The 25,796-nt window shown below is 68.7% G+C and carries 23 protein-coding genes; 20 read left to right on the top strand and 3 right to left on the bottom strand.

The genetic code is table 11. The features are described 5' to 3' along the window. Nucleotides 1–7: 7 nt before the first annotated feature. From FHU39_RS23645 to FHU39_RS23555, 19 genes are all read left to right on the top strand, one after another. On the top strand, nucleotides 8–562 hold the full coding sequence (locus tag FHU39_RS23645) for a NuoB/complex I 20 kDa subunit family protein (RefSeq protein ID WP_183323183.1): 555 nt from the start codon (nucleotides 8–10) through the stop codon (nucleotides 560–562). Next, the gene (locus tag FHU39_RS23640) at nucleotides 559–1,308 is read left to right on the top strand and encodes an NADH-quinone oxidoreductase subunit C (RefSeq protein WP_183323182.1); all 750 of its coding nucleotides are present in this window, start codon (nucleotides 559–561) and stop codon (nucleotides 1,306–1,308) included. Before FHU39_RS23645 ends, FHU39_RS23640 begins: the two co-directional genes overlap by 4 nt. After that, a complete protein-coding gene (locus tag FHU39_RS23635) occupies nucleotides 1,305–2,651 on the top strand; it encodes an NADH-quinone oxidoreductase subunit D (RefSeq protein WP_183323181.1) in 1,347 nt (448 codons plus the stop codon). The genes FHU39_RS23640 and FHU39_RS23635 overlap by 4 nt, the downstream gene beginning before the upstream one ends. Nucleotides 2,652–2,732: 81 nt before the next feature. Further along, nucleotides 2,733–3,587: an NADH-quinone oxidoreductase subunit NuoE gene (gene nuoE, locus FHU39_RS23630; RefSeq protein ID WP_246336886.1), complete on the top strand. Its 855-nt coding sequence runs from the start codon at nucleotides 2,733–2,735 to the stop codon at nucleotides 3,585–3,587. Nucleotide 3,588: 1 nt separating this feature from the next. Further along, complete coding sequence (gene nuoF / locus FHU39_RS23625; RefSeq protein ID WP_183323180.1) at nucleotides 3,589–4,911, top strand: NADH-quinone oxidoreductase subunit NuoF; 1,323 nt, start codon at nucleotides 3,589–3,591, stop codon at nucleotides 4,909–4,911. Continuing rightward, nucleotides 4,908–7,397, top strand: a complete 2,490-nt coding sequence (locus FHU39_RS23620; RefSeq protein ID WP_183323179.1) for an NADH-quinone oxidoreductase subunit G — start codon at nucleotides 4,908–4,910, stop codon at nucleotides 7,395–7,397. Before nuoF ends, FHU39_RS23620 begins: the two co-directional genes overlap by 4 nt. Further along, nucleotides 7,394–8,776: an NADH-quinone oxidoreductase subunit NuoH gene (gene nuoH, locus FHU39_RS23615; protein WP_183323178.1), complete on the top strand. Its 1,383-nt coding sequence runs from the start codon at nucleotides 7,394–7,396 to the stop codon at nucleotides 8,774–8,776. Before FHU39_RS23620 ends, nuoH begins: the two co-directional genes overlap by 4 nt. After that, nucleotides 8,754–9,401, top strand: coding sequence for an NADH-quinone oxidoreductase subunit NuoI (gene nuoI / locus FHU39_RS23610; protein WP_183323177.1), 648 nt, complete (start codon nucleotides 8,754–8,756; stop codon nucleotides 9,399–9,401). Before nuoH ends, nuoI begins: the two co-directional genes overlap by 23 nt. Continuing rightward, nucleotides 9,398–10,198 (top strand): NADH-quinone oxidoreductase subunit J, encoded by an 801-nt coding sequence (locus FHU39_RS23605; protein ID WP_183323176.1) that lies wholly within the window; start codon nucleotides 9,398–9,400, stop codon nucleotides 10,196–10,198. The genes nuoI and FHU39_RS23605 overlap by 4 nt, the downstream gene beginning before the upstream one ends. Nucleotides 10,199–10,201: 3 nt before the next feature. After that, a complete protein-coding gene (gene nuoK, locus FHU39_RS23600) occupies nucleotides 10,202–10,501 on the top strand; it encodes an NADH-quinone oxidoreductase subunit NuoK (RefSeq protein WP_183323175.1) in 300 nt (99 codons plus the stop codon). Nucleotides 10,502–10,562: 61 nt separating this feature from the next. Then, the gene (gene nuoL / locus FHU39_RS23595) at nucleotides 10,563–12,419 is read left to right on the top strand and encodes an NADH-quinone oxidoreductase subunit L (RefSeq protein ID WP_183323199.1); all 1,857 of its coding nucleotides are present in this window, start codon (nucleotides 10,563–10,565) and stop codon (nucleotides 12,417–12,419) included. After that, nucleotides 12,419–14,086, top strand: coding sequence for an NADH-quinone oxidoreductase subunit M (locus tag FHU39_RS23590; protein WP_183323174.1), 1,668 nt, complete (start codon nucleotides 12,419–12,421; stop codon nucleotides 14,084–14,086). Before nuoL ends, FHU39_RS23590 begins: the two co-directional genes overlap by 1 nt. Then, nucleotides 14,083–15,621 carry an NADH-quinone oxidoreductase subunit NuoN gene (nuoN, locus tag FHU39_RS23585; RefSeq protein WP_183323173.1) on the top strand — a complete coding sequence of 513 codons (1,539 nt, stop codon included), beginning with the start codon at nucleotides 14,083–14,085 and terminating at the stop codon, nucleotides 15,619–15,621. Before FHU39_RS23590 ends, nuoN begins: the two co-directional genes overlap by 4 nt. A 12-nt stretch (nucleotides 15,622–15,633) precedes the next feature. Then, the gene (locus FHU39_RS23580; RefSeq protein WP_183323172.1) at nucleotides 15,634–16,623 is read left to right on the top strand and encodes a polyprenyl synthetase family protein; all 990 of its coding nucleotides are present in this window, start codon (nucleotides 15,634–15,636) and stop codon (nucleotides 16,621–16,623) included. 53 nt (nucleotides 16,624–16,676) lie between these two features. Then, nucleotides 16,677–17,279: a TetR/AcrR family transcriptional regulator gene (locus FHU39_RS23575; RefSeq protein ID WP_183323171.1), complete on the top strand. Its 603-nt coding sequence runs from the start codon at nucleotides 16,677–16,679 to the stop codon at nucleotides 17,277–17,279. Beyond that, nucleotides 17,276–18,451 carry an alanine racemase gene (locus FHU39_RS23570; protein WP_343066101.1) on the top strand — a complete coding sequence of 392 codons (1,176 nt, stop codon included), beginning with the start codon at nucleotides 17,276–17,278 and terminating at the stop codon, nucleotides 18,449–18,451. Before FHU39_RS23575 ends, FHU39_RS23570 begins: the two co-directional genes overlap by 4 nt. Continuing rightward, entirely contained in the window at nucleotides 18,444–19,742 is a 1,299-nt protein-coding gene (locus tag FHU39_RS23565; RefSeq protein ID WP_221185875.1) for a D-arabinono-1,4-lactone oxidase, read from the top strand. Before FHU39_RS23570 ends, FHU39_RS23565 begins: the two co-directional genes overlap by 8 nt. Nucleotides 19,743–19,916: 174 nt before the next feature. After that, a complete protein-coding gene (locus tag FHU39_RS23560; protein ID WP_183323169.1) occupies nucleotides 19,917–20,234 on the top strand; it encodes an ArsR/SmtB family transcription factor in 318 nt (105 codons plus the stop codon). Further along, on the top strand, nucleotides 20,231–20,755 hold the full coding sequence (locus FHU39_RS23555) for an SRPBCC domain-containing protein (RefSeq protein ID WP_183323168.1): 525 nt from the start codon (nucleotides 20,231–20,233) through the stop codon (nucleotides 20,753–20,755). The genes FHU39_RS23560 and FHU39_RS23555 overlap by 4 nt, the downstream gene beginning before the upstream one ends. Nucleotides 20,756–20,779: 24 nt before the next feature. Here the strand turns inward: FHU39_RS23555 and rarD are convergent, their stop codons facing one another. Beyond that, on the bottom strand, nucleotides 20,780–21,748 hold the full coding sequence (gene rarD, locus FHU39_RS23550; RefSeq protein WP_183323167.1) for an EamA family transporter RarD: 969 nt from the start codon (nucleotides 21,746–21,748) through the stop codon (nucleotides 20,780–20,782). A 150-nt stretch (nucleotides 21,749–21,898) separates the two neighbouring features. Between rarD and FHU39_RS23545 the strand changes: the two genes are divergently transcribed. Continuing rightward, nucleotides 21,899–22,930, top strand: coding sequence for a hypothetical protein (locus tag FHU39_RS23545; RefSeq protein WP_183323166.1), 1,032 nt, complete (start codon nucleotides 21,899–21,901; stop codon nucleotides 22,928–22,930). On the opposite strand, the gene FHU39_RS23540 is transcribed toward FHU39_RS23545, so the two are convergent. After that, nucleotides 22,816–23,901, bottom strand: coding sequence for a 2-oxoacid:ferredoxin oxidoreductase subunit beta (locus FHU39_RS23540; protein ID WP_183323165.1), 1,086 nt, complete (start codon nucleotides 23,899–23,901; stop codon nucleotides 22,816–22,818). The two genes, FHU39_RS23545 and FHU39_RS23540, sit on opposite strands and share 115 nt — an antisense overlap. Next, nucleotides 23,898–25,772 carry a 2-oxoacid:acceptor oxidoreductase subunit alpha gene (locus FHU39_RS23535; protein WP_183323164.1) on the bottom strand — a complete coding sequence of 625 codons (1,875 nt, stop codon included), beginning with the start codon at nucleotides 25,770–25,772 and terminating at the stop codon, nucleotides 23,898–23,900. The genes FHU39_RS23540 and FHU39_RS23535 overlap by 4 nt, the downstream gene beginning before the upstream one ends. Nucleotides 25,773–25,796 lie beyond the last annotated feature (24 nt).

Genomic DNA, 25,796 nt, shown 5'->3' with positions numbered 1-25,796 from the left:
CCAAGACATGGGAATCGAAGAGAAACTTCCGGCGGGCTTCCTGCTGAGCACGGTCGAGCAGGTCGCCGGCTACATGCGCAAGAGCTCGGTCTGGCCGGCGACGTTCGGTCTGGCGTGCTGCGCGATCGAGATGATGGCCGTCGGCACGCCCGACTACGACATCGCCCGGTTCGGCATGGAGCGCTTCAGCGCGACACCCCGCCAGGCCGACCTGATGATCGTCGCCGGCCGGGTCAGCCAGAAGATGGCCCCCGTCGTGCGACAGGTCTACGACCAGATGCCCGAGCCGAAGTGGGTCATCTCGATGGGCGTGTGCGCCAGCTCCGGCGGCATGTTCAACAACTACGCGATCGTCCAGGGCGTCGATCACGTCATACCCGTCGACATCTACCTGCCGGGCTGTCCGCCGCGGCCGGAGATGCTGCTGAACGCGATCCTCGAGCTGCACAAGCAGATCCAGAACACCAAGCTCGGGGTCAACCGGGTCGAGGCTGCCCGCGCCGCCGAGCGTGCGGCGATGGAAGCAGTGCCGACGCACCAGATGAAGGGGCTGTTGGCGTGAGTGACCAGGACAAGTCCGCCGAGCCGACGACGACCGACGCCGCGACGCCGGGTGAGCTCGCCGAGGTCCGCGCCCCGGGCGAGCCGGTGAAGATCGCCGACCGCAGGGGCATGTTCGGCTCCTCCCTCGGCAACGACACCAGCGGGTATGGCGGGCTCGACCGGCCCGTGCTGTTCCCGGGCGCCGCGACCAAGCCGTACGGCAGCTACTTCGACGAGCTGACGGGCAACCTGCAGGTGTCGCTGCGCCAGCGCGGCGGCGACATCGAGTCCGCGGTCGAGCGGGTCGTGGTGGACCGCGGCGAGCTGACGCTGTTCGTGGCCCGTGAGCACCTGCCACTGGTCGCGCAGGTGTTGCGCGACGAGCCGGCGCTGCGTTTCGAGCAGTGCCTGAGCGTCAGCGGGGTGCACTACCCGCAGGAGACCGGGCGGGAGCTGCACGCCGTCTACCACTTCTTCTCGATCACCAACGGCAGCAAGCGGGTCCGCGTCGAGGTCACCGCGCCGGACGACGACCCGCACATCCCGTCGATCGTGGAGACCTACCCCGGTGCCGACTGGCACGAGCGGGAGACCTGGGACATGTTCGGGATCGTCTTCGACGGGCACCCCGCGCTGACCCGCATCCTGATGCCGGACGACTGGCCCGGCCACCCCCAGCGCAAGGACTACCCGCTGGGCGGCATACCCGTGGAGTACAAGGGAGCCACGGTGCCCCCGCCCAGTGATCGGAGGTCGTACAAGTGACTGCCGGAACCGACGCCTACGGCGCCACCACCCACGACGTCGACGACGACGACATCCCCGTCCTCAACGCCAGCGGCGGCGACTGGGACGACCTGGTCGACGAGGCCGCTGCGCTGGGCGAGGAGCGGCTCGTGGTCAACATGGGCCCGCAGCACCCGTCCACCCACGGTGTGCTCCGGCTCGTCCTGGAGCTCGACGGTGAGACGGTCACCGAGGCCCGCGCGGGCATCGGCTACCTGCACACCGGCATCGAGAAGAACATGGAGTTCCGCACCTGGACCCAGGGCGTGACCTTCTGCACCCGCATGGACTATGTCATGCCGCTGTTCAACGAGGCGGCCTACTGCCTGTCCGTGGAGAAGCTGCTCGGCATCACCGACCAGATCCCGGCGCGGGCGCAGGCGATCCGGGTACTGATGATGGAGCTCAACCGGGTCACCTCCCACCTGGTCTGCCTGGCGACCGGCGGCATGGAGATGGGCGCGACCACCGTGATGACCATCGGGTTCCGCGAGCGCGAGCGCATCCTGCGGATCTTCGAGGCGATCAGCGGGCTGCGGATGAACCACGCCTACATCCGTCCCGGCGGTGTCGCCGGTGACCTGCCCGCGGGCACCATCGACCAGGTGCGCGAGAACATCCCGCTGGTGCGCCAGGGCATCCGCGAGCTGGAGGCGCTGCTCAACGAGAACCCGGTGCTCAAGGCGCGCATGTGCGACGTCGGCTACCTCGACCTCACCGGCTGTATGGCGCTGGGCATCACCGGACCGGTGCTGCGCTCGACCGGCCTGCCGCACGATCTGCGCAAGGCCGAGCCGTACTGCGGGTACGAGAAGTACGACTTCGACGTGGTCACCTGGGACACCTGCGACGCCTACGGGCGTTACCGGGTGCGCATCGACGAGATGTACCAGTCGCTGCGCATCGTGGAGCAGGTCCTCAAGGAGCTGGACGAGAACCCCGGCCCGGTCATGGTCGAGGACAAGAAGATCGCCTGGCCGGCCCAGCTGGCCGTCGGCTCGGACGGTCAGGGCAACAGCCTGGACCACATCCGGGAGATCATGGGCGAGTCCATGGAGTCGCTGATCCACCACTTCAAGCTGGTGACCGAGGGCTTCCGGGTCCCGCCGGGACAGGCGTATGTCGGCATCGAGAGCCCCAAGGGCGAGATCGGCTGCCACACGGTGTCCGACGGCGGCACCCGGCCCTACCGGGCGCACTTCCGGGACCCGTCCTTCAACAACCTGCAGGCGGTCGCCGCGATGTCCGAGGGCGGCGCGGTCGCCGACATCATCGTGGCCGTCGCCTCGATCGACCCCGTCATGGGGGGAGTGGACCGATGACGAACTTCGCGGGCCTCGATACGGCCTCCGCTAGCGCTCCGGCCTACTCGACCAGCGCGAGTGTGGGAGGAATGGCCACTGATGACTGAGATGAACCAGGTACACGCCGAGGACCGGGCGCACGCGTCCAACGCGATCCTGCACCCGCAGGCGCCGCTGCACGCGACCGCGGAGCCCTACACGGCCGAGCAGCTGGAGCAGCTGAACAAGGACATCGACGAGATCATCGCGCGCTACCCGCAGAAGCGTTCCGCGCTGCTGCCGATGCTGCACCTGATCCAGAGCGTCGACGGCTACGTCACCGGCCGTGGTGTGCGGCTGTGCGCCGAGCGGCTCGAGCTGACCGACGCCGAGGTCAGCGGGGTGGCGACGTTCTACACGCAGTACAAGCGCCACCCGAACGGTGACTACACGATCGGTGTCTGCACCAACACGCTGTGCGCGGTCATGGGCGGCGACCTGATCTTCGACGCACTCTCCGAGCACCTGGGCATCGGCCACGACGAGACCACCGAGGACGGCGCGATCACCCTCGAGCGGGTCGAGTGCAACGCGGCCTGCGACTACGCGCCGGTCGTGATGGCCAACTGGGAGTTCTTCGACAAGCAGACCCCCGAGTCGGCGGTGGCGATGGCGGACGACCTGCGCGCCGGCAAGGACGTCGCGCCGACGCGCGGCGCCGCGAAGGTGTGCAAGTTCAAGCACATCGAACGCGTGCTGGCCGGTTTCCCGGACGGTCGCGCGGACGAGGGTGTCGGTGCCGGCGAGCAGTCCCTGGAGGGCCTGCGGCTGGCCCACCAGAACGACTGGCGTGCGCCGGGCGACGAAGGCGGACCGCTCTCCGAGGAGGCCCACCAGAACGTCGCGACCACCGACGAGACCGGCGGACCGCTGCCCGGCCACCCGCACAGTTCGGCTGAGAAGCAGGAGGACTGAGATGGCGACAACGCTGACCCCGGTGCTGACCAAGCACTGGGACGACCCGCGCAGCTGGACGCTGGAGACCTACCGGCGCGACGGCGGCTACCAGGCACTCGACAAGGCACTCGGCACCGATCCCGCGGCACTGATCGACGAGGTCAAGAACTCCGGTCTGCGCGGTCGCGGCGGCGCCGGCTTCCCGACCGGCATGAAGTGGTCCTTCCTGCCCAAGCCGGACGGCGGCCCGCGCTACCTGGTGGTCAACGCCGACGAGTCCGAGCCGGGCACGTGCAAGGACATCCCGTTGATGATGGCGACCCCGCACCTGCTGGTGGAGGGTGTCGCGATCACGTCCTACGCGATCGGCTGCCACCACGCCTTCATCTACCTGCGCGGCGAGGTCGTGCACGTCTACCGCCGGCTGATGAACGCCGTGCAGGAGGCGTATGACGCCGGCCTGCTCGGCAAGGACATCCACGGCAGCGGCTTCGACCTGGACGTGACCGTGCACGCCGGCGCCGGCGCGTACGAGTGCGGTGAGGAGACCGCGCTGCTGGACTCCCTGGAGGGACGCCGCGGGCAACCCCGGCTCAAGCCGCCGTTCCCCGCCGTCGAGGGCCTCTACGCCCGGCCCACCGTGGTGAACAACGTCGAGTCGATCGCCTCGGTTCCCAGCATCATCTCCGGCGGCGCCGACTGGTTCGCCGGGATGGGCACCGAGAAGTCCAAGGGCTTCGGCATCTTCAGCCTGTCCGGTCACGTGACCCGGCCGGGCCAGTACGAAGCGCCGCTGGGCATCACGTTGCGTGAACTGCTGGACATGGCGGGCGGCATACGCGAGGGCCACGAGCTGAAGTTCTGGACCCCCGGTGGCTCGTCCACCCCGATCTTCACCGCCGAGCACCTCGACGTGCCGCTCGACTTCGACTCGGTCGCGGCGGCCGGCTCGATGCTCGGCACCCGGGCGCTGCAGATCTTCGACGAGACGACGTCGGTCGTGCACGCGGTCGCGCGCTGGGCGGACTTCTACGCGCACGAGTCGTGCGGCAAGTGCACCCCGTGCCGCGAGGGCACGTACTGGATGAAGCAGATCATGACCCGCCTGGAGCACGGCAAGGGCACCCAGGAGGACATCGAGACCCTGCTCGACGTCTGCGACAACATCCTGGGTCGGTCGTTCTGCGCGCTCGGTGACGCGTCGACGTCGCCGATCACCTCCGGCATCCAGCACTTCCGTGAGGAGTTCGAGCTCGGCACGCACACCCCGTGGTGGGAGGCGTTCCCGCCGGAGAACTCCGCACTCTTCCCGGTTACCCAGAAGGAGGCCGCGTCCGTATGACGACCGTCACCTCACCCGCATCCGGCGGTGACGCCGCGACCCCGCCGCCGGAGGACTCGGTCTCGCTGACGATCGACGGTGTCCCCGTCACCGTGCCCAAGGGCACCCTGGTGATCCGGGCCGCCGAGCAGGTCGGCATCCAGATCCCGCGGTTCTGCGACCACCCGCTGCTGGACCCGGTCGGCGCCTGCCGGCAGTGCCTCGTCGAGGTCTCCGACGCCGGCAACGGCCGCGGTATGCCGAAGCCGCAGGCGTCCTGCACGCTGGCCGTCGCCGAGGGCATGAAGGTCGAGACCCAGCTGACCTCCCCGGTCGCCGACAAGGCGCAGCACGGTCAGATGGAGTTCCTGCTGATCAACCACCCGCTGGACTGCCCGGTCTGCGACAAGGGCGGCGAGTGCCCGCTGCAGAACCAGGCGATGTCCAACGGCCGGGCCAAGAGCCGTTTCGAGGACGTCAAGCGCACCTACCCCAAGCCGATCAACATCTCCTCGCAGGTGCTGCTCGACCGCGACCGGTGCATCCTGTGCGCCCGCTGCACCCGCTTCTCCGACCAGATCGCCGGCGACCCGTTCATCGCACTGATCGAGCGCGGCGCGCTGCAGCAGGTCGGCATCTACGAGGAGAAGCCGTTCCAGTCCTACTTCTCCGGCAACACCGTGCAGATCTGCCCGGTCGGCGCGTTGACCGGTGCGGCATACCGCTTCCGGTCCCGCCCGTTCGACCTGGTGTCGACGCCGTCCGCCTGTGAGCACTGCGCCAGCGGCTGCTCGATCCGCACCGACCACCGCCGTGGTGTGGTGCTGCGCCGGATGGCGCTGGAGGCGCCGGAGGTCAACGAGGAGTGGAACTGCGACAAGGGCCGTTGGGCGTTCAAGTACGCCACGACGAACCGGCTGCAGACCCCGCTGGTCCGGGACGAGAAGGGTGACCTGCGGGTGGCGGCGTGGCCGGAGGCCCTGGAGATCGCGGCCAAGGGCATCGCCGCGGCGAAGGCCGCCGGCGGCGTCGGTGTGCTGACCGGTGGCCGGATCAGCTCCGAGGATGCCTACGCCTACAGCAAGTTCGCCCGCCTGGTGCTCGGCACCAACGACATCGACTTCCGGTCGCGGCCGCTGTCGGCCGAGGAGGCCGACTTCTTGGCCCACGCGGTCGTCGCCACCGGACCCGACGGCGGCGCCGTGACGTTCACCGACTTGGAGCAGGCGCCCTCGGTGCTCCTCGTGGGCTTCGAGCCCGAGGAGGAGTCGCCGATCGTCTTCCTGCGGTTGCGCAAGGGCAACCGCAAGCACGGCACCAAGGTGTTCGCGGTGGCCCCGTTCGTCACCCGCGGGCTGGACAAGATGGGCGGCACGCTGATCGCGGCCGCCCCCGGCACCGAGGCCGAGGTGCTCGACGCGATCGCCGGTGCCAGTGGCGACCTGGAGAAGGTCGCCGCCGAGCTGAGCTCCGACTCGATCATCCTGGTCGGCGAACGGATGGCGACCGTGCCCGGTGCGCTGTCCTCGGTGCTCGCGCTGGCGCAGGCCAAGGACGCCCGGGTGGCGTGGGTGCCGCGGCGGGCCGGTGAGCGCGGCGCGCTCGAGGCCGGCGCGATCGGCAACCTGCTGCCCGGTGGCCGCCCGGTCGCCGACGCGGCGGCCCGCGGTGAGGTCGGCTCCGTCTGGGGCGAGGGCGACCTGCCCGAGCTGCCGGGCCGGGACACCGACAGCATCCTCGCGGCCGCGGCCTCCGGTGAGCTCGCCGGACTGATCATCGGTGGCGTCGACCCGCGTGACCTGGCTGCCCAGGAGGCCGCCCAGGACGGCCTGGAGAAGGCGTTCGTCGTCTCGCTGGAGCTGCGCGAGAGCCCGGTGGCGCCCTACGCGGACGTCATCCTGCCGGTCGCCGCCCAGCAGGAGAAGGCCGGCTCGTACGTCAACTGGGAGGGTCGCGTGCGGCCCTTCGAGAAGGCCGTCGACAGCACCGACATACCCGACTTCCGGGTCCTGGACCTGCTGGCCGCGGAGCTCGGGGAGTTCCTCGGCACCCGCACGGTCGACCAGATCCGCGCCGAACTCGCGGAGCTCGGCCCCTGGGACGGCGACCGCCCGGTCCGGCCGCGGGTGAGGTCCCGCGGGGTGCCGCGCCCGCTCATCGGTGAGGCGGTGCTCGCGACCTGGACGCACCTGCTCGACAAGGGTGTGCTGCAGGACGGGGAGCCCTACCTGGCCGGCACCGCCGTCCCGTCCGTCGCCCGTATGTCGGAGGCGACCGCCGCCGGCGCCCGCGTCCGCGAGGGCGACCAGGTCCAGGTGTCCACCAAACAGGGCGCGATCACCCTTCCGGTGGTCATCACCCAGATGCCCGACCACGTCGTGTGGGTGCCGACCAATTCGATCGACAGCGCGGTGCGTGCCACCCTCGGTGCCGACGGTGGCGCGATCGTCACGCTCGCGAAGGCACCGGCGACGGTGTCGGACACGACCAAGGAGGACGCACAGTGAGTGTCGTTGCACTCGCCGGCCCGGCGCTGGCCGCAGCCAGCACCGACAACCCGGCGGCCGACTTCAGCGACACCCCCTGGTGGCTGTCGCTGATCAAGGCGGTCCTGCTGTTCGTCTTCCTGCTGCTCAACACGCTGATCGTCATCTGGTTCGAGCGGCGCGTGATCGGCCGGATGCAGCAGCGCCCGGGCCCCAACCGGGTCGGACCGTTCGGTCTGCTGCAGACGCTGGCCGACGGTGTGAAGCTGGCGCTGAAGGAGGACCTGACGCCCCGCAAGGCGGACAAGCTGATGTTCATCCTGGCGCCGATCATCGCCGGCGCCATGGCGTTCGTGTCGTTCGCGATCATCCCGCTGTCCGGCAGCGTGTGGATGTTCGGCCACTACACCCCGCTGCAGCTGACCGACGTGCCGGTCGCCGTGCTGCTGGTCCTCGCGGTCGCGGGTGTCGGCGTCTACGGCATCGTGCTGGCCGGCTGGTCGTCCGGTTCGACATACCCGTTGCTCGGTGGCCTGCGGTCCAGCGCCCAGGTCATCTCCTACGAGATCGCGATGGGCCTCGCGCTCGTCGCGGTGTTCCTGTACGCCGGGTCGATGTCGACGAGTCAGATCGTGCTGGCCCAGAAGAGCCTGTGGTACTGCATCCCGGCGTTCTTCTCGTTCGCGGTCTACATCGTCACCATGGTCGGCGAGACCAACCGTCTGCCGTTCGACCTCGCCGAGGGTGAGGGCGAGCTGACCGGTGGATTCCACACCGAGTACTCCTCGCTGAAGTTCGCGATGTTCTTCCTCGGCGAGTACGTCAACATGTTCACCGTGTCCGCGCTGGCCACCACGCTCTTCCTGGGCGGCTGGCAGGCGCCTCCCGGGATCGCGGCCATCGGCGGCGGCATGTTCAACGGCGGCTGGTGGGGCCTGCTGTGGTTCGTCATCAAGCTGTGGCTGTTCATGTTCTTCTTCGTCTGGCTGCGTGGTTCGCTGCCGCGTGTGCGCTACGACCAGTTCATGCGGCTGGGCTGGAAGGTCCTCATCCCGAGCACGCTGGTGTGGGTCGTCGCCGTGGCGTTCCTGCGCGCGTCCAACGAGGGCTTCCTCGGGCACTCCACCGTGTTCAACGGCCGGATGCACCGCTCCACGCTGATCGTCATCGTGATCATCGTGCTGCTCGTGCTCGCCGTCGCGTGGATCTACGACTACAAGGCCGCGGCACGGGAGAAGGCGATCCCGCCGGAACCGACCGAGATCGACCCGTTCGCGGGTGGGTACCCGGTGCCGCCGATGCCGGGGCAGACCCTGCGCGAGCCGGCGCCCGCGTTGACGCCGTCCACGGCATACCAGACCAGCGAGACCGATTCCGATGCGGAGGACAGTCGTGGCTGACACGAACAAGCAGGGCTTCCTGGAGGAACTCTTCGCGCCGGTGGCCGGCTTCGGGGTCACCTTCGCGACGATGTTCCGCAAGGTGGCGACCGAGGAGTACCCCGAGGAGAAGCGCCCCACGCAGCTGCGCTTCCACGGGCGGCACCAGCTCAACCGGCACCCGGACGGGCTGGAGAAGTGCGTCGGCTGTGAGCTGTGCGCGTGGGCCTGCCCGGCCGACGCCATCCTGGTGGAGGGCGCCGACAACGACGACGCGTCCGGCCAGCGGTTCTCACCCGGTGAGCGGTACGGCCGCGTCTACCAGATCAACTACCTGCGCTGCATCTTCTGCGGCCTGTGCATCGAGGCGTGCCCGACCCGGGCACTCACGATGACCAACGAGTACGAACTCGCCGACAACAACCGCGCCGACCTGATCTTCACCAAGGACCAGCTGCTGGCACCGTTGCAGTCCGGTATGGTGCCCGCGCCGCACCCGATGGTCCAGGGCATGGACGAGAAGGACTACTACAAGGGCAAGGTGACGGGCGCGACCACCGAGCAGGAGGAGTGGGTGCGCGCGCACCACTCCGACGACGACGCGGATGCGTCGGGCGCTCCCGCGGACGAAGGGAAAACGGCATGAGGCTCGGTGGCGCGGAGGCAACGCTGTTCTTCTTCGGTGCCCCGCTCGCGGTCGCCGGTGCGCTGGCGCTGCTGTTCGCTCGCAAGGCCGTCCACGCGGCCGTCGGCATGGCGCTGACGATGGTCCTGCTCGGGGTGTTCTACATCGCCGAGCAGGCCGAGTTCCTGGGCATCATCCAGATCTTCGTCTACTCCGGCGCGGTCATGATGCTGTTCCTCTTCGTGATCATGCTCGTCGGCGTCGACTCCTCCGACTCACTCGTCGAGACGATCAGGGGCCAGCGGATCGCCGGCATCCTGCTCGCCCTGGCGGTCATGTGCAGCCTGCTGGTCAGCGTCGCGAAGATCAGCTTCGGCGCCGCCAAGGGGCTGAAGACGGTCAACGAGACCACCGGCAACGTCAGCGGCCTGGCCAACCTGATCTTCGGCCCGTACGTGTGGGCGTTCGAGGTCACCTCGGCGCTGCTGATCACCGCCGCCATCGGCGCGATGCTGCTGGCCCACCGCGAGCGGCTGCGCCCGAAGGCGTCCCAGGCCGACTGGGCGCGGGCGCGGGTGCGCAGCAACAAGTACGTCGCCGGCCTGCCCGTGCCGGGTGTCTACGCCCGCAGCAACGCGGCCGACCTGCCGGCGCTGCTGCCGGACGGCACCCCGGCGGAGGCCTCGGTCCAGCGCGTGCTGCGGGCCCGCGGCCAGGTCGCACCCCCCGGACCCAACATCGCCGCCGCCCTGGAGATCGAGGGCGAGGCCGGGGACATGACGAGCCAGGAAGTGGCCGACCAGAGGGGTGACCTGTAAACCATGACACTCACCAGCTACATCTACCTGTCGGTGATCCTGTTCTCGATCGGGTCCGCCGTCGTGCTGTTGCGTCGCAACGCGATCATCGTCTTCATGGGCGTCGAGCTGATGCTCAACGCCGCCAACCTCGCCTTCGTGACGTTCGCCCGCATGCGCGGCTCGCTCGACGGCCAGGTCATCGCGCTGTTCGTGATGGTGGTCGCCGCCGCCGAGGTCGTGGTCGGCCTCGCGATCATCATGGCCATCTTCCGCGCCCGCAGGTCCGTGTCGGTCGACGACGCCAACCTGCTGAAGCTGTGAGATCAGGAGAATATTCGTGACGATCCATGACGCCACAGGTGTGGCATCGATCGGTTGGCTGATGATCGGCCTGCCGGCGCTGGGCGCAGCGTTGCTGCTGCTCGGCGGCAAGAAGCTGGACAAGGCCGGCCCGATCATCGCGGTGCTGCTCTCCTGGGCGGCGTTCGTCATCGGCCTGCTGATCCTGCTGGAGCTGCGCGGCAAGGACCCGGCCGACCGGTCGATGCACCTGCATCTCTACTCGTGGCTGCCGGCCGGCAAGATCGACCTGTCCGCAGGTCTGCTGATGGACCAGCTGTCGCTGACGTTCGTCATGCTGATCACGTTCGTCGGCTCGCTGATCCTGGTCTACTCGCTGGGTTACATGGAGCACGACCCGGACAAGCGCCGGTTCTTCGCCTACCTCAACCTCTTCGTCGCCAGCATGTTGCTGCTGGTGCTCGCGGACTCCTACCTGCTGCTGTTCGTCGGCTGGGAGGGCGTCGGCCTGGCGTCATACCTGCTCATCGGGTTCTGGAACTGGAACCCCGAGTACGCCACCGCAGCCAACAAGGCGTTCTTCCTCAACCGCATCGGTGACATGGGCATGCTGCTCGCGATGTTCATCATGTTCTGGGCCTGGGGCAACCTCGACTTCGCGCACGTCAACGCCGCGGTCGCGGGCACCGGCGAGGGCACGCTGCTCGCGGTCGGGCTGTGCCTGCTGGTGGCCGCCTGCGGTAAGTCCGCGCAGTTCCCGCTGCAGTCCTGGCTGGGCGACGCGATGGCCGGCCCGACGCCGGTCTCGGCGCTGATCCACGCGGCAACCATGGTGACCGCGGGTGTCTACCTGATCGTGCGCAGCCACGTGATCTTCAACGCCTCCGAGAACGCCCGCCTCGCGGTCTGCATCGTCGGTGCGGTCACGCTCTTCGGCGGTGCGATCATCGGTTGCGCCAAGGACGACCTGAAGAAGGCGCTGGCCGCCTCGACCATGTCGCAGATCGGCTACATGGTGCTGGCGGCCGGGCTCGGCCCGGTCGGCTACGCCTTCGCGATCTTCCACCTGGTGACGCACGGCTTCTTCAAGGCCGGCCTCTTCCTCGGTGCCGGCTCGGTCATGCACGGGATGAACGACCAGGTCAACATGCGCCGGTTCGGTGGCCTGTGGGTGGTCATGAAGATCACCTGGGTCACCTTCGGCCTGGGTTTCCTGGCGATCATCGGTTTCCCGGGGCTGTCCGGTTTTTGGTCCAAGGACAAGATCATCGAGGGCGCGTTCGAGGGTTCCGGCTGGAAGCCGTGGGTCTTCGGCCTGGCGGCGCTCATCGCCGCGGGCATCACCGCGTTCTACATGTCGCGGATGTTCTTCATGACCTTCATGGGCAAGCGCCGGTGGACCGAGGACGTGCACCCGCACGAGTCGCCGCTCACGATGACCATCCCGATGATGGTGCTGGCCATCGGCTCGGCCTTCCTCGGCCTCATCCTCGGCCCGACCGGCATCATCACCGACTGGCTGGAGCCGGTCGTGGGCAAGCACGAGGACAGCAACGCCGTCCTGGGTGCCGGCCCGCTGATGGTGCTGACCTTCGTGCTGATGGTCATCGGCATCGCGCTCGCCTGGAAGATGTACTGGCGCGACACCGTGCCGGTCACCCCGCCGGTGGGCTCGCCGCTCACCCAGGCCGCTCGTCGCGACCTCGGCCAGGACGACTTCAACGAAGCCTTCGTGCGGCGCCCCGGCCTGCACCTGACCCGGTCGCTGGTCTTCTTCGACAACAAGGTCGTGGACGGCGTCGGCAACGGGTCGGCGGCCGGCATCGGCGGCAGCTCCGCTCGACTGAAGAAGATACAGAACGGTTACGTGCGTACTTACTCCTTGACGATGCTCGTCGGCGTCGTCGCAATCCTCGGCGCCTGGTGGGTGGTGCAGTGATGTCGGACTTTCCCTGGCTGACGACGCTCGGCGTCATACCCCTCGTGGGTGCTGCCGTCGTGTGGGCGTTGCCCAAGGGCTCGGCGCGCAACTCCCGCGTGGTGGCCCTGGTGTTCTCGCTGCTGACCCTGGTGGTCGGCGTGATCGCCGCGACGCAGTTCAAGACCGGCGGCGGGCACGGGCAGTTCCAGCTGACCGAGACCCACTCGTGGATCCCCGAGTTCGGGGTGTCCTACGCGCTGGGTGTCGACGGTATGGCGCTGACGCTCATCCTGATGAGCGTCGTGCTGGTGCCGATCGCACTGATCGCCGCCTGGAACGACGTGCCCGAGGGTGGGCGGCGCGAGCAGAGCTACTTCGCGCTGATCCTGGTCGTGGAGACCTTCATGATCGGCGTCTTCGCCGCCACCGACGTCTTCCTCTTCTACGTCTTCTTCGAGGCGATGCTGATCCCGATCTACTTCCTGATCGGGTTGTACGGCGGCCCCCGGCGCCAGTACGCCTCGGTGAAGTTCCTGCTGTTCTCGCTGCTCGGCGGGCTGATCATGCTGGTCGCGGTCATCGCGCTCTACCAGCAGGGCCCCGGCGGCGACCACGGCTTCCTGGTGAGCACCCTCACCGGGCTGCACATGTCGGCCTCGACCGAGCGGCTGCTGTTCGTCGGCTTCTTCATCGCCTTCGCGATCAAGGCGCCGATGTGGCCGGTGCACACCTGGCTGCCCGACGCCGCGACCGAGGCCAAGCCGGCCGTGGCCGTGCTGCTGGTCGCCGTGCTGGACAAGGTCGGCACCTTCGGGATGATCCGGTTCTGCCTGCAGCTCTTCCCGGACGCCAGCAAGTGGGCGACCCCGGTGGTGATCATCCTGGCGGTGATCTCGGTGATCTACGGCGCGATCGCGGCCATCGGCCAGAACGACATGATGCGGCTGATCGCCTACACCTCGGTGAGCCACTTCGGGCTGATCGTGCTGGGCATCTTCGCGGTGACCCAGACCTCGGTCATCGGCTCGCAGCTCTACATGATCAACCACGGTTTCACGACGGCGGCGTTGTTCCTGTTCGTCGGATTCCTCATCGTGCGGGGCAAGAGCAAGAACATCACCGACTACGGCGGCTGGCAGCGGACCACCCCGGTCCTCGCCGGCGTCTTCCTGACCGCGGGTCTGTCCGCGCTGTCGCTGCCCGGGCTCAACTCGTTCGTCTCGGAGTTCCTGGTGCTGGTCGGCTCCTTCCAGCGCTACCCGGTCGCGGCCGGCATCTCGGTCACCGTGGTGGTGCTCGCGGCGCTCTACATCCTGCTGATGTACAAGAACGTCTTCACCGGTCCGAAGCAGCAGCTGGTGGCTGCCGCCGACGGGACGCTGGCGCTGGGCGAGGACGGTCTGCGTCCGAAGACCGGCATCACCACGACGCTCTTCGACGAGCCGGAGATCGCCAAGGAGGACGTGCCGGCGCAGGCCCGCGTGCGCGGGTCCGACATACAGGACCTGGGTGCGCGTGAGCGCCTGGTCGCCGGCCTGCTGATCGCGTTCATGCTGCTGCTCGGCTTCTTCCCGAAGCCCGCCCTGGACCTGCTGCGGCCCGCGGTCGACTCCACCCTGCAGCACGTCCACGTCCATGACCCGGCACCGCATGCCGGCGTCTCCATCGAGGGGAGCAGCAAGTGACCTCCACCTTCACCCAGGCACACATCTCGTATGCCGCCGTCGTGCCGATGTTGGTCATCTTCGGCGCGGCGCTGGTGGGTGTCCTCGTCGAGTCGTTCCTGCCGCGCGCGCAGCGCTACTGGGTGCAGCTCGGCGTCTCCCTGGTCGGCATCGTCGCCAGCTTCCTGACCCTGGTGCTCATCTCGCGCAACAACCAGGGCGTCACCGCCGGCGACGCGGTCGTGATCGACGGGCCGGCGCTGATGCTGCAGGGCACCGTGCTGGTGATCTCGTTCTTCGCGGTCATGCTGATGGCCGAGCGGTTCGACCTGCCGACCGCCGACGCGTTCACCCAGTCGGGTGCGTCGGTGCCCGGTTCGCCGCTGGAGGCCAACTCGGTCAAGCTCGGCGCGACCACCACCGAGATCTTCCCGCTGGTGCTCTTCTCGGTCGGCGGCATGATGCTCTTCGTCGCCTCCGGTGACCTGCTGGTGATGTTCATCGCGCTCGAGGTGCTGTCGCTGCCGCTCTACATCCTCACCGGGATGGCGCGCCGCCGGCGGCTGCTGTCGCAGGAGGCGTCGCTGAAGTACTTCCTGCTCGGTGCGTTCTCCTCGGCGTTCTTCCTGTTCGGTTCGGCGCTGGTCTACGGCGCCACCGGGACGATCAAGTTCGCCGACCTGGCCACCGCGATCGGCACCGTCACCGGCCGCGACGACATCCTCATCCCGGGTGCGTTCCTGATCGGTGTCGGCCTGCTCTTCAAGGTCTCGGCCGCGCCGTTCCACGGCTGGGCGCCGGACGTCTACCAGGGTGCTCCGAGCCCGGTCTCCGGCTTCATGGCGACCACCGTGAAGGTGGCCGGCTTCGGTGCGCTGCTGCGGATGTTCTACGTGGCCCTCGACGGTCTGTCCTGGAACTGGCAGCCGTTGCTGGCGATCGTCGCCGTCCTGACGATGGTCGTGGGTGCGGTGTTCGCCGTGACCCAGACCGACATGAAGCGGCTGCTGGCCTACAGCTCCATCTCGCACGCCGGCTTCCTGCTGGTGGGCGTCGTGGCCCTCAACAAGACCGGCCTGTCCGGGACCATGTTCTACCTGGTCGCCTACAGCTTCACCACGCTCGCCGCGTTCGGGATGGTGCCGCTGGTGCGGTCGGCCGGCTCCGAGGCGACCCATCTGTCGCAGTGGGCGGGCCTGGGCAAGACCAGCCCGGTCGTGGCGGCGACGTTCTCGTTCCTGCTGCTCGGTTTCGCCGGCATCCCGCTGACCTCCGGTTTCACCGCGAAGTTCGCGCTGTTCTCCGGCGCGGTCGGGCACGGCGCGACCTGGCTGGTGGTCGTGGCGATGGTGATGAGCGCGGTGACCGCGTTCGTCTACATCCGGATCATCGTGCTGATGTACTTCTCCGACCCCAACGGTGACACCCACGTGCTGATCCCGTCACCGCTGACCGGTGTCGCGGTGACCGTCGGTGCGCTCGCGACGCTCGTGCTGGGTGTGGCGCCGGCGCCGCTGCTGAACCTCGCGCAGCACTCCGCGCTGTTCATCCGATGAACGAGTCTCCTCATGAGTAAGGCCGCGACGCTGATGCCGTCGGCCAGCCGGGCGTTGACCGACCGGCTGACCGACGGCCTCGCCGCGGTCGATGTGCGCCTGACCGAGGTCGTGCAGCACGAGGACGAGTTCATCGCGGGTGCCTCCCAGCACCTGCTGTCCGGCGGCAAACGCTTCCGGCCGCTGCTCACCCTGCTGGCCTCGGAGCTCGGGACCGGCGTCAACGACGCGGTCATCGATGCCGCCGTCGGCGTCGAACTCACGCACATCGCCTCGCTCTACCACGACGACGTGATGGATGCCGCCGAGCGACGGCACGGCAAGTCCAGCGTCAACGCCGCTTACGACAACATCACCGCGATCATCGTCGGCGACCTGCTCTTCGGTCGTGCGTCGGAGATCGTGGCCGGCTTGGGCAGTGAGGCTGCGCGCATCCAGGCGCAGACCTTCGTGCGGTTGTGCGCCGGGCAGATCCGCGACGACCGGCAGGCGCCGGCCGACGCGGACCCGATGGAGCACTACCTCGGGGTGCTCGCCGACAAGACCGGCTCGCTGATCGCCACCGCGGCACGGTACGGCGCGATGTTCGGCGGCTGCCCGCCGGAGACCGTGGCCATCATGCGGCAGTACGGCGAACTGGTCGGGATGGTGTTCCAGCTGTCCGACGACGTGCTCGACATCGCCTCCGACGGTGCATCGGGGAAGACCCCGGGCACCGACCTGCGCGAGGGCGTCACGACGTTGCCGGTGCTCTACGCACGGGCCTCGAAGGATCCTGCCGACGATCGGCTGAAGTCGCTCTTGTCGCACCCGTTGACGGACGACGCCGAGCACGCGGAGGCGCTGGAAATTCTCCGCTCGCATCCGGCACTCGAGCAAGCGCGGCGTCATACTGAGGCTGTGGCCGATCAGGCGGTGGCGCTGCTCGAGCCGCTCGGCGACGGAGACGCCCTGCAGGTGATGCGGGATCTGCCGGGGCAGGTGGCCTCCCGCTCGGTCTGAGACGTTCGGCGGAAACATGAACGCTCGTCCAAGTTGGTCGATAGACTCAGCACATGGCACGTCTGTCTGCGGAGGATCGTCGGGTCGAGCTGGTCGAGGCGACGGTGCGCGTCGCCGTCGCCGAAGGGCTGGACGCCGCGACCGTGCGCCGCATCGCCAAGGAAGCCGGTGTTCCGCTGGGCACCGTCCACTACTGCTTCGGCTCCAAGGCGGCGCTGATCAGTGCCGTCGCGGACAGCATCGAACAGCCGCTGATCGACGTCAGTTCGCTGGAACGGCTGCCGACGGAGGAGGCGCTGACCGCGGCGTTCCGCGCCTACTGGGAGCAGATCGGCAGTGATCGACGCCGTCAGCTGCTCATCTACGAACTGCTCGCGCATCTGTCCCGTGGCGGCCCGGAGAGCCGGGAGATCGCGCGCAACCTGATGGACCGCGTCTACGGAGCCGTGCTGGATGCGGTCCGGCGGTATGCCGAGGACCTCGGCCGGACGCTTCCGGTCGACCCGGAGCTGTTGGCTCGGCTGATCATCGCCGTCACCGACGGCGTGAGCATCGCGTGGATCGTCACCAGTGACGATGCCCGGGCCCAGGCCATCATGGAGATCTTCGCCCGGCTGCTGGCCGGCGTACTGGATGCGCAGGTGGACCCGGCGTGAAGTTGTTGCGGCCGGGACGGGGCCGGCCGGAGGCACCGTTGTGGCGGGCCGTGCGCGGCATCGGCGCACCGGTCGCGGTCCTCGATCTCGAGGCGTGTGAGCACAACATCGCCGAGATGCGTACCCGGGCTGCCGGCCTGCCGATTCGCCTCGCGTCGAAGTCGATTCGGGTCCGTGGTCTGATCGAGCGGGTGCTCGCGGAGTCCGGCTATCGGGGCGTGCTGGCCTACTCGGCCGCAGAAGGGCGTTGGCTGGCCGGACACGGTGTGACCGACGTGCTGGTGGCCTATCCGACGGTGGACAGCGCGACCGTCGCCGAGGTCGCAGCGTCGGACGACCTGCGTGAACGCGTCACCTTCATGGCCGATCTGCCGGAGCACCTGAGGCTTCTCGACGCCGCGTCCGGTGGCCGGCCGGTGCGGGTGTGCCTGGACGTCGACAGCTCGCTCGACATCGGCCCGGCGCATCTCGGCGTGCACCGGTCGAGTGTGCACACTCCCACTCAGGCCGCCGAGTTCGCCCGACTGGCAGCAGGTTTCGACACGATCCGGCTGGTCGGGTTGATGTTCTACGACGCGCAGATCGCGGGGATGCAGGACACCGGCCCGGCGATCCGTCTGGTGAAGCGGAAGTCGGCCGAGGAGCTGCGGGTCCGTCGACAAGCGGTGCGAGCCGCCGTGGAGGAGCATGCCGAGCTGGAGCTGGTGAACGCCGGCGGGACCGGCAGCCTGCATGCCGACTGGGACACGTCGGTGACCGAGCTGGCCGCAGGATCAGGGCTTTTCACGCCCGCGTTGTTCGACGCGTACGACGACACCGAGTTGCGGCCCGCCGCGTACTTCGCCTCGCCCGTGGTGCGGAAGCCACAACGCGACATCGTGGTGACCTTCAGTGGCGGGTATGCCGCCTCCGGTGTCGCGGGACCGTCCAGGTCGCCCCGACCGGTGCACCCGGAGGGCCTGCGTCTGATCCGCGCCGAAGGAGCCGGCGAGGTCCAGACTCCGTTGCGGGGCAAGGCGGCTCGCGACCTGCAGCTCGGTGACGTGGTGTGGTTCCGGCACGCGAAGGCGGGCGAGATGTGCGAGCGGTTCCAGGAGATCGTGCTGGTGCGTGACGGTGAGATCGTCGACCGGCTGCCGACCTATCGTGGAGAAGGACAGAACTTTGGCTGACTGGAGCAACTGGTCCGGTACGGTCACCAGCCACCCCCGGGAGACGGTGCTGGTGCGCGACGTCGCGCACCTGCAGCTGCTGTGCGAGGAGTCGATGCTGGCCGGCCGGCGGGTGAAGGCGGTCGGGGCGGGCCACTCGTTCACCGGGATCGCCGAGCCCACCGACGTCCTGGTGCGGATGGACCGGTTGTCCGGCATGCGCTCGGTCGACGAGGCGACCGACCGGGTGTGGGTGCACGCCGGCACGCCGCTGCACGTCCTCGGGCCGGAGTTGCGACGACGGGGACTGGCGATGACCAACCTCGGCGACATCGACCGGCAGACGATCGCCGGCGCGGTGTCGACCGGCACGCACGGGACCGGTGCCGGCTTCACCGGGCTGGCCGGCCAGCTGACCGGGGTCGAACTCGTGCAGGCCGACGGGTCGTTGCTGCGCGTGACCGAGACGGAGAACGCCGAGCTATTGCCCGCGGTGACCCTCAGCCTCGGCGCGCTCGGCATCGTCACCGCGCTGCAGATCCAGTGCGTGCCGAAGTTCCTGCTGCACGCCGTCGAAGCGCCGGCGACCCTGGACGAGACACTCGACGGCATCGACGAACGGGTCGATGGCACAGACCATTTCGAGTTCTACTGGTTCCCGCACACCGACCGGGTGCTGACGAAGTCCAACACGCGGCTGACCGACCCGGCGGCCCGCGCACCGTTGCCGGCCTGGCGCAGCCGGCTGGACGACGACCTGCTGTCCAACAAGCTGTTCGGCGCGCTCAACAAGGCCACGACCAGGGCGCCGCGGATCATCCCGGCGATCAACCAGGTGTCGGCCCGGGCGTTGTCCCGCCGCGAGTTCACCGACTGGTCCTACCGGGTCTTCGCCTCGGAGCGGGATGTCGTCTTCCGCGAGACCGAGATGGCGATCCCGCGCGCGGCCGTGCCGGACGTGTTGCGTGAACTGCGGTCCTGGTTGGCCCGCAGGGTCGAGGTCGTGACGTTCCCGGTCGAGGTGCGTTTCGCCGCCGCCGACGAGCTGTGGCTGTCGACGGCGCACCGGCGGGAGTCGGGCTACATCGCCATACACCAGTACGCCGGGCGCGACCACCGGCGCTACTTCGAGGCCTTCTGGTCGATGCTGGCCGGACTCGACGCCCGCCCGCACTGGGGCAAGATGCACGACCTCGGCGCTTCCGAATTGCGTTCGCGTTACCCGAGGTTCGACGACTTCGCGGCACTGCGCGACCGCCTCGATCCCCAGCGCGTCTTCACCAACCCCTACCTCGACCGCGTCCTCGGCTGACACCCCCTCTTCACCCACAGGCTCAGTAACGACCCAGAGGCTCAGATATTCGGGGGTATCGCTGCCTGGAGTGCTGGGCCTGTCGACGTTTTGTGGGCCTTTCGGCGGTGGGTGGGTGCGAGTTTTGGGCTATGTACCCTTGCGGGTAGGTAACTGACCGGGTACATTCAACGAATGGACGCAGTACTGCAGGCGCTGGCCGATCCGAGTCGGCGCACCGTGTTGGAGATCCTGCGCGATCACGAAGCGACCGCCGGCGAACTGGCCGACGCGTTGCCGATCGCCCGGCCCGGAGTGTCCCGGCACCTGCGGGTGCTTCGGGAGGCCGGGCTGGTCGACGTACGCCAGGACGCGCAACGGCGGATCTACAGCCTGCGCCCGGAAGCGCTTGTGCCGGTTGATGATTGGCTGGAGGACTACCGCGCCCTCTGGCGGAACCGACTGGATGCTCTTCATACCGAGATCGCCCGAGGGAAGAAGGCACGGAGATGAGAACGACTGCAACGACGAGGCCGATCGACGAAACCCGCGGCGCAGTGCGCGTCGAGGACGTCTACGACACCGGCATCGACGACCTGTGGGATGCCTGTACCTCGCCGGAGCGACTCGCCCGGTGGATCGCCCAGGTGTCGGGTGAGTTGCGGGTGGGCGAGACCATCCACGCGACCTTCACCAGCACGTGGAGCGCACCGGTGCGGATCGATGCCTGCGATGCACCGCACCACCTGCTGTTGACCTCCGACCCGGGCACGGCGGAGGAGGGCCAACTCGAAGCCTGGCTCACCGACGAAGGACCGAGAACCCGCCTGGTCGTTGAGGACCGCGGTATCCCGGTGGAGGAGTTGCCCTTCCATGGTGCGGGCTGGCAGGTGCACCTGGAGGACCTCGGCCGATCGCTGGCCTCCGGCGACACGGCACATCCGGACGGCTGGTCGCAGGATCGCCCGTCGCCCGCCTGGCACGCGCACTGGCAGGAGCTCATCCCGGCATACCGGGGCTCCGAAACGGGATGAACCCGTTGGCCGGCCCGGGCCGCGTCAGATCGCGCAGTTCTCGGCGGCCCGGGCCAGCCGTCGCGCGCGTGTGCTCGCGGTGAGCGAGTCGAACGTCAGCAGGATCAGTGCGACCCACACGATCGCGAAGCCGATCCACCGGGAGATCGGCATGTGCTCGCCGAGCAGCAGGACGCCACACAGCAGTTGCAGGATCGGCGTGATGAACTGCAGCAGTCCGATCGTCACCAGCGGCACCCGGCTTGCTGCGGCGGCGAAGAGCAGTAGCGGCACGGCGGTCACGATGCCGGCGCACAGCAGCAGCAGGAAGTGGCCGCTGCCGTGCGAGGTGAAGGTGGCGTTGCCCGTCATACCGACGCCGACGAGTATGACGAGGGCGATCGGTGTGAGGGCCACGCTCTCGGCGGACAGGCTCTCGATCGCGGTGAGCGAGCCGCCGATGCGCTTCTTCATGAACCCGTAGCTGGCGAACGACAGCGCGAGCACCACCGAGATCCACGGCGGGCGGCCGTAGTCGATCGCCAGGTAGACGCAGGCGAGCGCACCGACGCCGACGGCGACCCATTGCAGGACGCGCAGCCGTTCGTGCAGCACGACCACGCCGAGCGCCACCGTGACCAACGGGTTGAGGAAGTAGCCGAGCGCCGCCTCCACGGTGTGCCCGGAGTCGACCGCCTCGATGTAGACCCCCCAATTGACCGCGATCAGCAGGCCCGCGACGGTGGTCGCGCCCAGCTGGCGCCGGTCGGACACGAGACGGTGCAGGAAGCCCAGGTTGCGGGTGGCTGCGAGCGCGATCAGGCACACGACGAGCGTCCAGAGGATCCGGTGCGCCAGCACCTCCCAGGCGCCGGCCGGCTTCAGTGCGTCGAAGTAGAGCGGGAAGGCACCCCAGATGAGATAGGCGAGGAGGCCGTAGGCCGCACCGTTGCCACCGACCGGGGACGACTTCGGCGACGAAGTCTCCGGTCGGGTGGTCTGCACGGCTGCCATCCTCTCACTGTCGCAGGAGGGATACAAAAGCACCAGCGAAAGTTTCTTGCGGACCATGAAGTGTCGCTGTATTGACCTGGGCCCGAAATGGGTGACCGATCCAGGCTTTCCCCGAGTGCCCGACGGTCGCCCGAGACCTACCGTCGAACCATGATCCGACGCGGGCTGCTCGTCCTGTGCGCGACATGCGCTGCCGTCCTGCTGCCGTGGACCGCCTACCTCGGCACGACGCTGCCCACCGACCACCGGGCCGATGCCTGGCGGGCGGCCTGGGTTGGTTTCGACCTCGCGCTGTTCCTGCTCTTCGGCTGTGCACTCTGGCTCGGCGGGCGGCGCCACCCGATGGCGGCACCGGTGATGACGGCGACAGCAGCGCTCCTGCTGTGCGATGCGTGGTTCGACATCGTGCTCGACTGGGGATCCGCCGCCGTCTGGGCCTCGGTCGCCTCAGCGGCGCTCGTCGAGATCCCGCTGGCTGCAGTGCTTCTCGCCTTCGGCAGACAGATGCTGTCCGGGGGTATGGCGCGCCACGTCCTGACGGCGGGCGACGTCCGGGCCCAGCGGGACAGCACGGTCGCACGCGTGATGACGGCGCTCGCCGACGGGCCACTGGACACGGGCGCGATCGCCACCCGGACCGGACTCACGCCGCACGCGGTTACGGCATCCCTGGGCGAGGCGGCGAACGTGCGGCAGGTGCGTCGGCTCGCGGACGGCCGCTGGCGGCAGCTGCCGGTGTCCTTCGAGCGGCCGTCGCCGGCCGGTCTGGGCGAAGCCGATCGGCGCACGCTCGAAGCGTTCTACGACGAGAAGCTGCACCAGGAGCTGGAGCTCTTCGCCTGGGCCGCCGCACGGCACCACGAGTTCGGTGAGTGGGCCAAGGGCAGCCGTTCGTCGATGTGGCTCACCGAGCGCGAGCTGCGCAGGTTCGACCGCGAGTACCTCGATCTCGTCCTGCGCTACGGGATGCTGCACCAGGTGCCTGCCGAGGGAACCCGTGAGTTCGCCGTGCGCTGGTACGCATTCCCCACTCGTGACGAGTTCGAGCGCGGCGTCGTGCCCGGGCCTCAGCCGTCCACTGCCCAGGTGTCGCCGCCGTGCAGCAAGGCGAGCAGTTCCTCGTCGGTGGCGGGTCCGTTCGGCGACGCAGCCTCGACCTGCGCGCGCACCCCGTCGTCGTAGGTGGGTCGCTCGACGTTGCGGAAGATGCCCATCGGGACGTTGGTCATCTCCGGGCCGTCGAAGCGGGACAGCGCGAACGCCGCAGCCGGGTTGGCCGCGGCCGCGTCGTGGGTGACGATCCGGTCGGGCTCGGCGGCGGACTCGGGCACCAGCTCGAGGTCGCCGGCCGCATTGCGGATGACGACCCGTGCGTTGTCGCCCTCGCCGGCGCGCACCGGCTCGCCGTCGACCAGTCGCAGCACCCGCGCCCTGCTCTCGTCGGCGTCCTTCAGCACGTCGAAGGCGCCGTCGTTGAAGATGGGGCAGTTCTGGTAGATCTCGACCAGTGCCGAGCCGCGGTGCTGGGCGGCTGCCCGCAGCACGTCTGTCAGGTGCTTGCGATCCGAATCCATCGTGCGCGCAACGAAACTCGCCTCTGCACCGAGAGCTAGCGACACTGGGTTGAACGGCTGGTCGACGGACCCGAGGGGTGTTGACTTGGTCACCGCGCCGACTTCGGAGGTGGGGGAGTACTGCCCCTTGGTGAGGCCGTAGATCTTGTTGTTGAACAGCAGGATCTTCAGGTTGACGTTGCGCCTCAGTGCGTGGATCAGGTGGTTGCCGCCGATCGACAGCGCGTCACCGTCACCGGTGACGACCCAGACCGACAGATCCGGCCGGCTCGTCGCCAGTCCGGTGGCGATCGCCGGCGCGCGGCCGTGGATGGAGTGCATGCCGTAGGTGTCGAGGTAGTAGGGGAATCGGCTCGAGCAGCCGATGCCGGAGATGAAGACGATGTTCTCCCGGCGCAGCCCGAGCTCGGGCAGGAAGCTCTGGACCGCGTTGAGGATGATGTAGTCGCCGCAGCCGGGGCACCAGCGCACCTCCTGGTCGGAGGTGAAGTCCCGCTTGGTCTGCTTCTCGCCGTCGGCGAGCAGCGGAACGCCGACGATGCCGCTCGTCCGTGGTGTGTTGAGGTCGGTGGTGCTCATGCGTTGGCCCCTTCCCCGAGGTCTTCCAGTTGCTCACCGATGACGGTGGCGATTTCGACTGCGGTGAAAGGCAATCCGCGCACCGCGTTGTGGCTTCGTATGTCGACCAGGTACTTGCCGCGCAGCAGCAACGCGAGCTGACCGAGGTTCATCTCCGGCAACAGGACCCGGTCGTAGGAGCGCAACACCTCGCCGAGGTTGGCCGGGAACGGTGCCAGGTTGCGCAGGTGTGCGCGGGCGATCCGGGCACCGGTCGCGCGGGCCAGCCGGACACCGGCCGCGATCGGCCCGTAGGTCGAGCCCCAGCCCAGGACGAGGAGTTTCGCGTCTCCCGTGGGGTCGTCCACCACGACGTCGGGCACCGCGATGCCGTCGATCTTGGCCTGCCGGGTGCGGACCATGTGGTCGTGGTTGGCCGGGTCGTAGCTGATGTTGCCGCTGCCGTCCGCCTTCTCGATGCCGCCGACGCGGTGCTCCAGGCCGGGCGTGCCGGGGACGGCCCACGGCCGGGCCAGGGTCTTCTCGTCCCGCAGGTAGGGGTGGAAGACCGGATTGCCCTTGGCGTCAGTGGCGTCCGGCTCGGTGGCGAACTCGACGGTCACCTCGGGCAGGTCATCGGCCGACGTCGGCAACCGCCAGGGCTGCGAGCCGTTGGCGAGGTAGCCGTCGGTGAGCAGGATCACCGGCGTCCGGTAGGTGGTCGCGATGCGCACTGCGTCGGCCGCGGCGTTGAAGCAGTCCGCCGGGGAACTCGCTGCGATGACCGCGACGGGTGACTCGCCGTTCCGGCCGAACATGGCCTGCAGGAGGTCGGCCTGCTCGGTCTTGGTGGGCAGGCCGGTCGACGGTCCGCCACGCTGGACGTCGATGACCACCAGCGGGAGTTCCAGCGCGACGCCGAGGCCGATCGTCTCGGACTTCAGGGCGAGTCCCGGGCCGCTCGTGGTGGTGACACCGATCGAGCCGCCGAAGGACGCGCCCAGGGCGGCGCCGACGGCGGCGATCTCGTCCTCGGCCTGGATCGTGGTCACGCCGAAGTGCTTCATGCGCGACAGGTTGTGCAGCAGATCGGAGGCGGGAGTGATGGGGTAGCTGCCCAGCACGAGCGGGAGCTTCGCACGGTGTGCCGCGGTCACCAGGCCGTATGCCGTTGCGACGTTTCCGGTGATGTTGCGGTAGGTCCCCGGCTCCATCGGCGCCGGGGCGACGGCGTACTGCACGGAGAAGGCTTCGGTGGTCTCGCCATACGCATGACCGGCGCGCAGCGCCGTGAGGTTCGCCTCGAGGATGTCGGGCTGGCCGGCGAACTTGGCGCGCAGGAACGCGTAGGTGCCGTCCAGCGGACGGGTGTACATCCAGGAGAGCAGGCCGAGCGCGAACATGTTCTTCGCGCGTTCCTTGTCCTTGCGGCCCAGGTCGAAGTCGGCCAGCGCCTCGACCGTGATCGAGGTGAGCGGGACTGCGTGGACCTGCCACGCCTCGAGCGAGTCGTCGTCGAGCGGGCTGGACGCGTAGCCGACCTTGGACAGGTTGCGCTTGGAGAACTCGTCGGTGTTGACGATGATCGTGGATCCGCGCGGCAGGTCCCCGAGGTTGGCCTTCAACGCGGCGGGGTTCATCGCGACCAGCACGTCGGGAGCATCGCCCGGGGTGAGCGCGTCGTGGTCGGCGAAGTGCACCTGGAAGCTGGAGACGCCGGGGAGCGTCCCCTGGGGCGCCCGGATCTCGGCGGGAAAGTTGGGCAGCGTCGACAGGTCGTTGCCGAGCACGGCCGAGTCGCTGGTGAATCGGTCACCGGTCAACTGCATGCCGTCGCCGGAGTCTCCGGCGAAGCGCACGACGACACTGTTGATCTGTTTGAGGTTGCTCACTACTTCTCCCGGCTTCGCTGACTA

It is taken from the genome of Flexivirga oryzae, assembly GCF_014190805.1.
GTDB classification, from domain to species: Bacteria; Actinomycetota; Actinomycetes; order Actinomycetales; family Dermatophilaceae; genus Flexivirga; species Flexivirga oryzae.
This window is presented reverse-complemented; position numbering and strand designations above follow the sequence as displayed.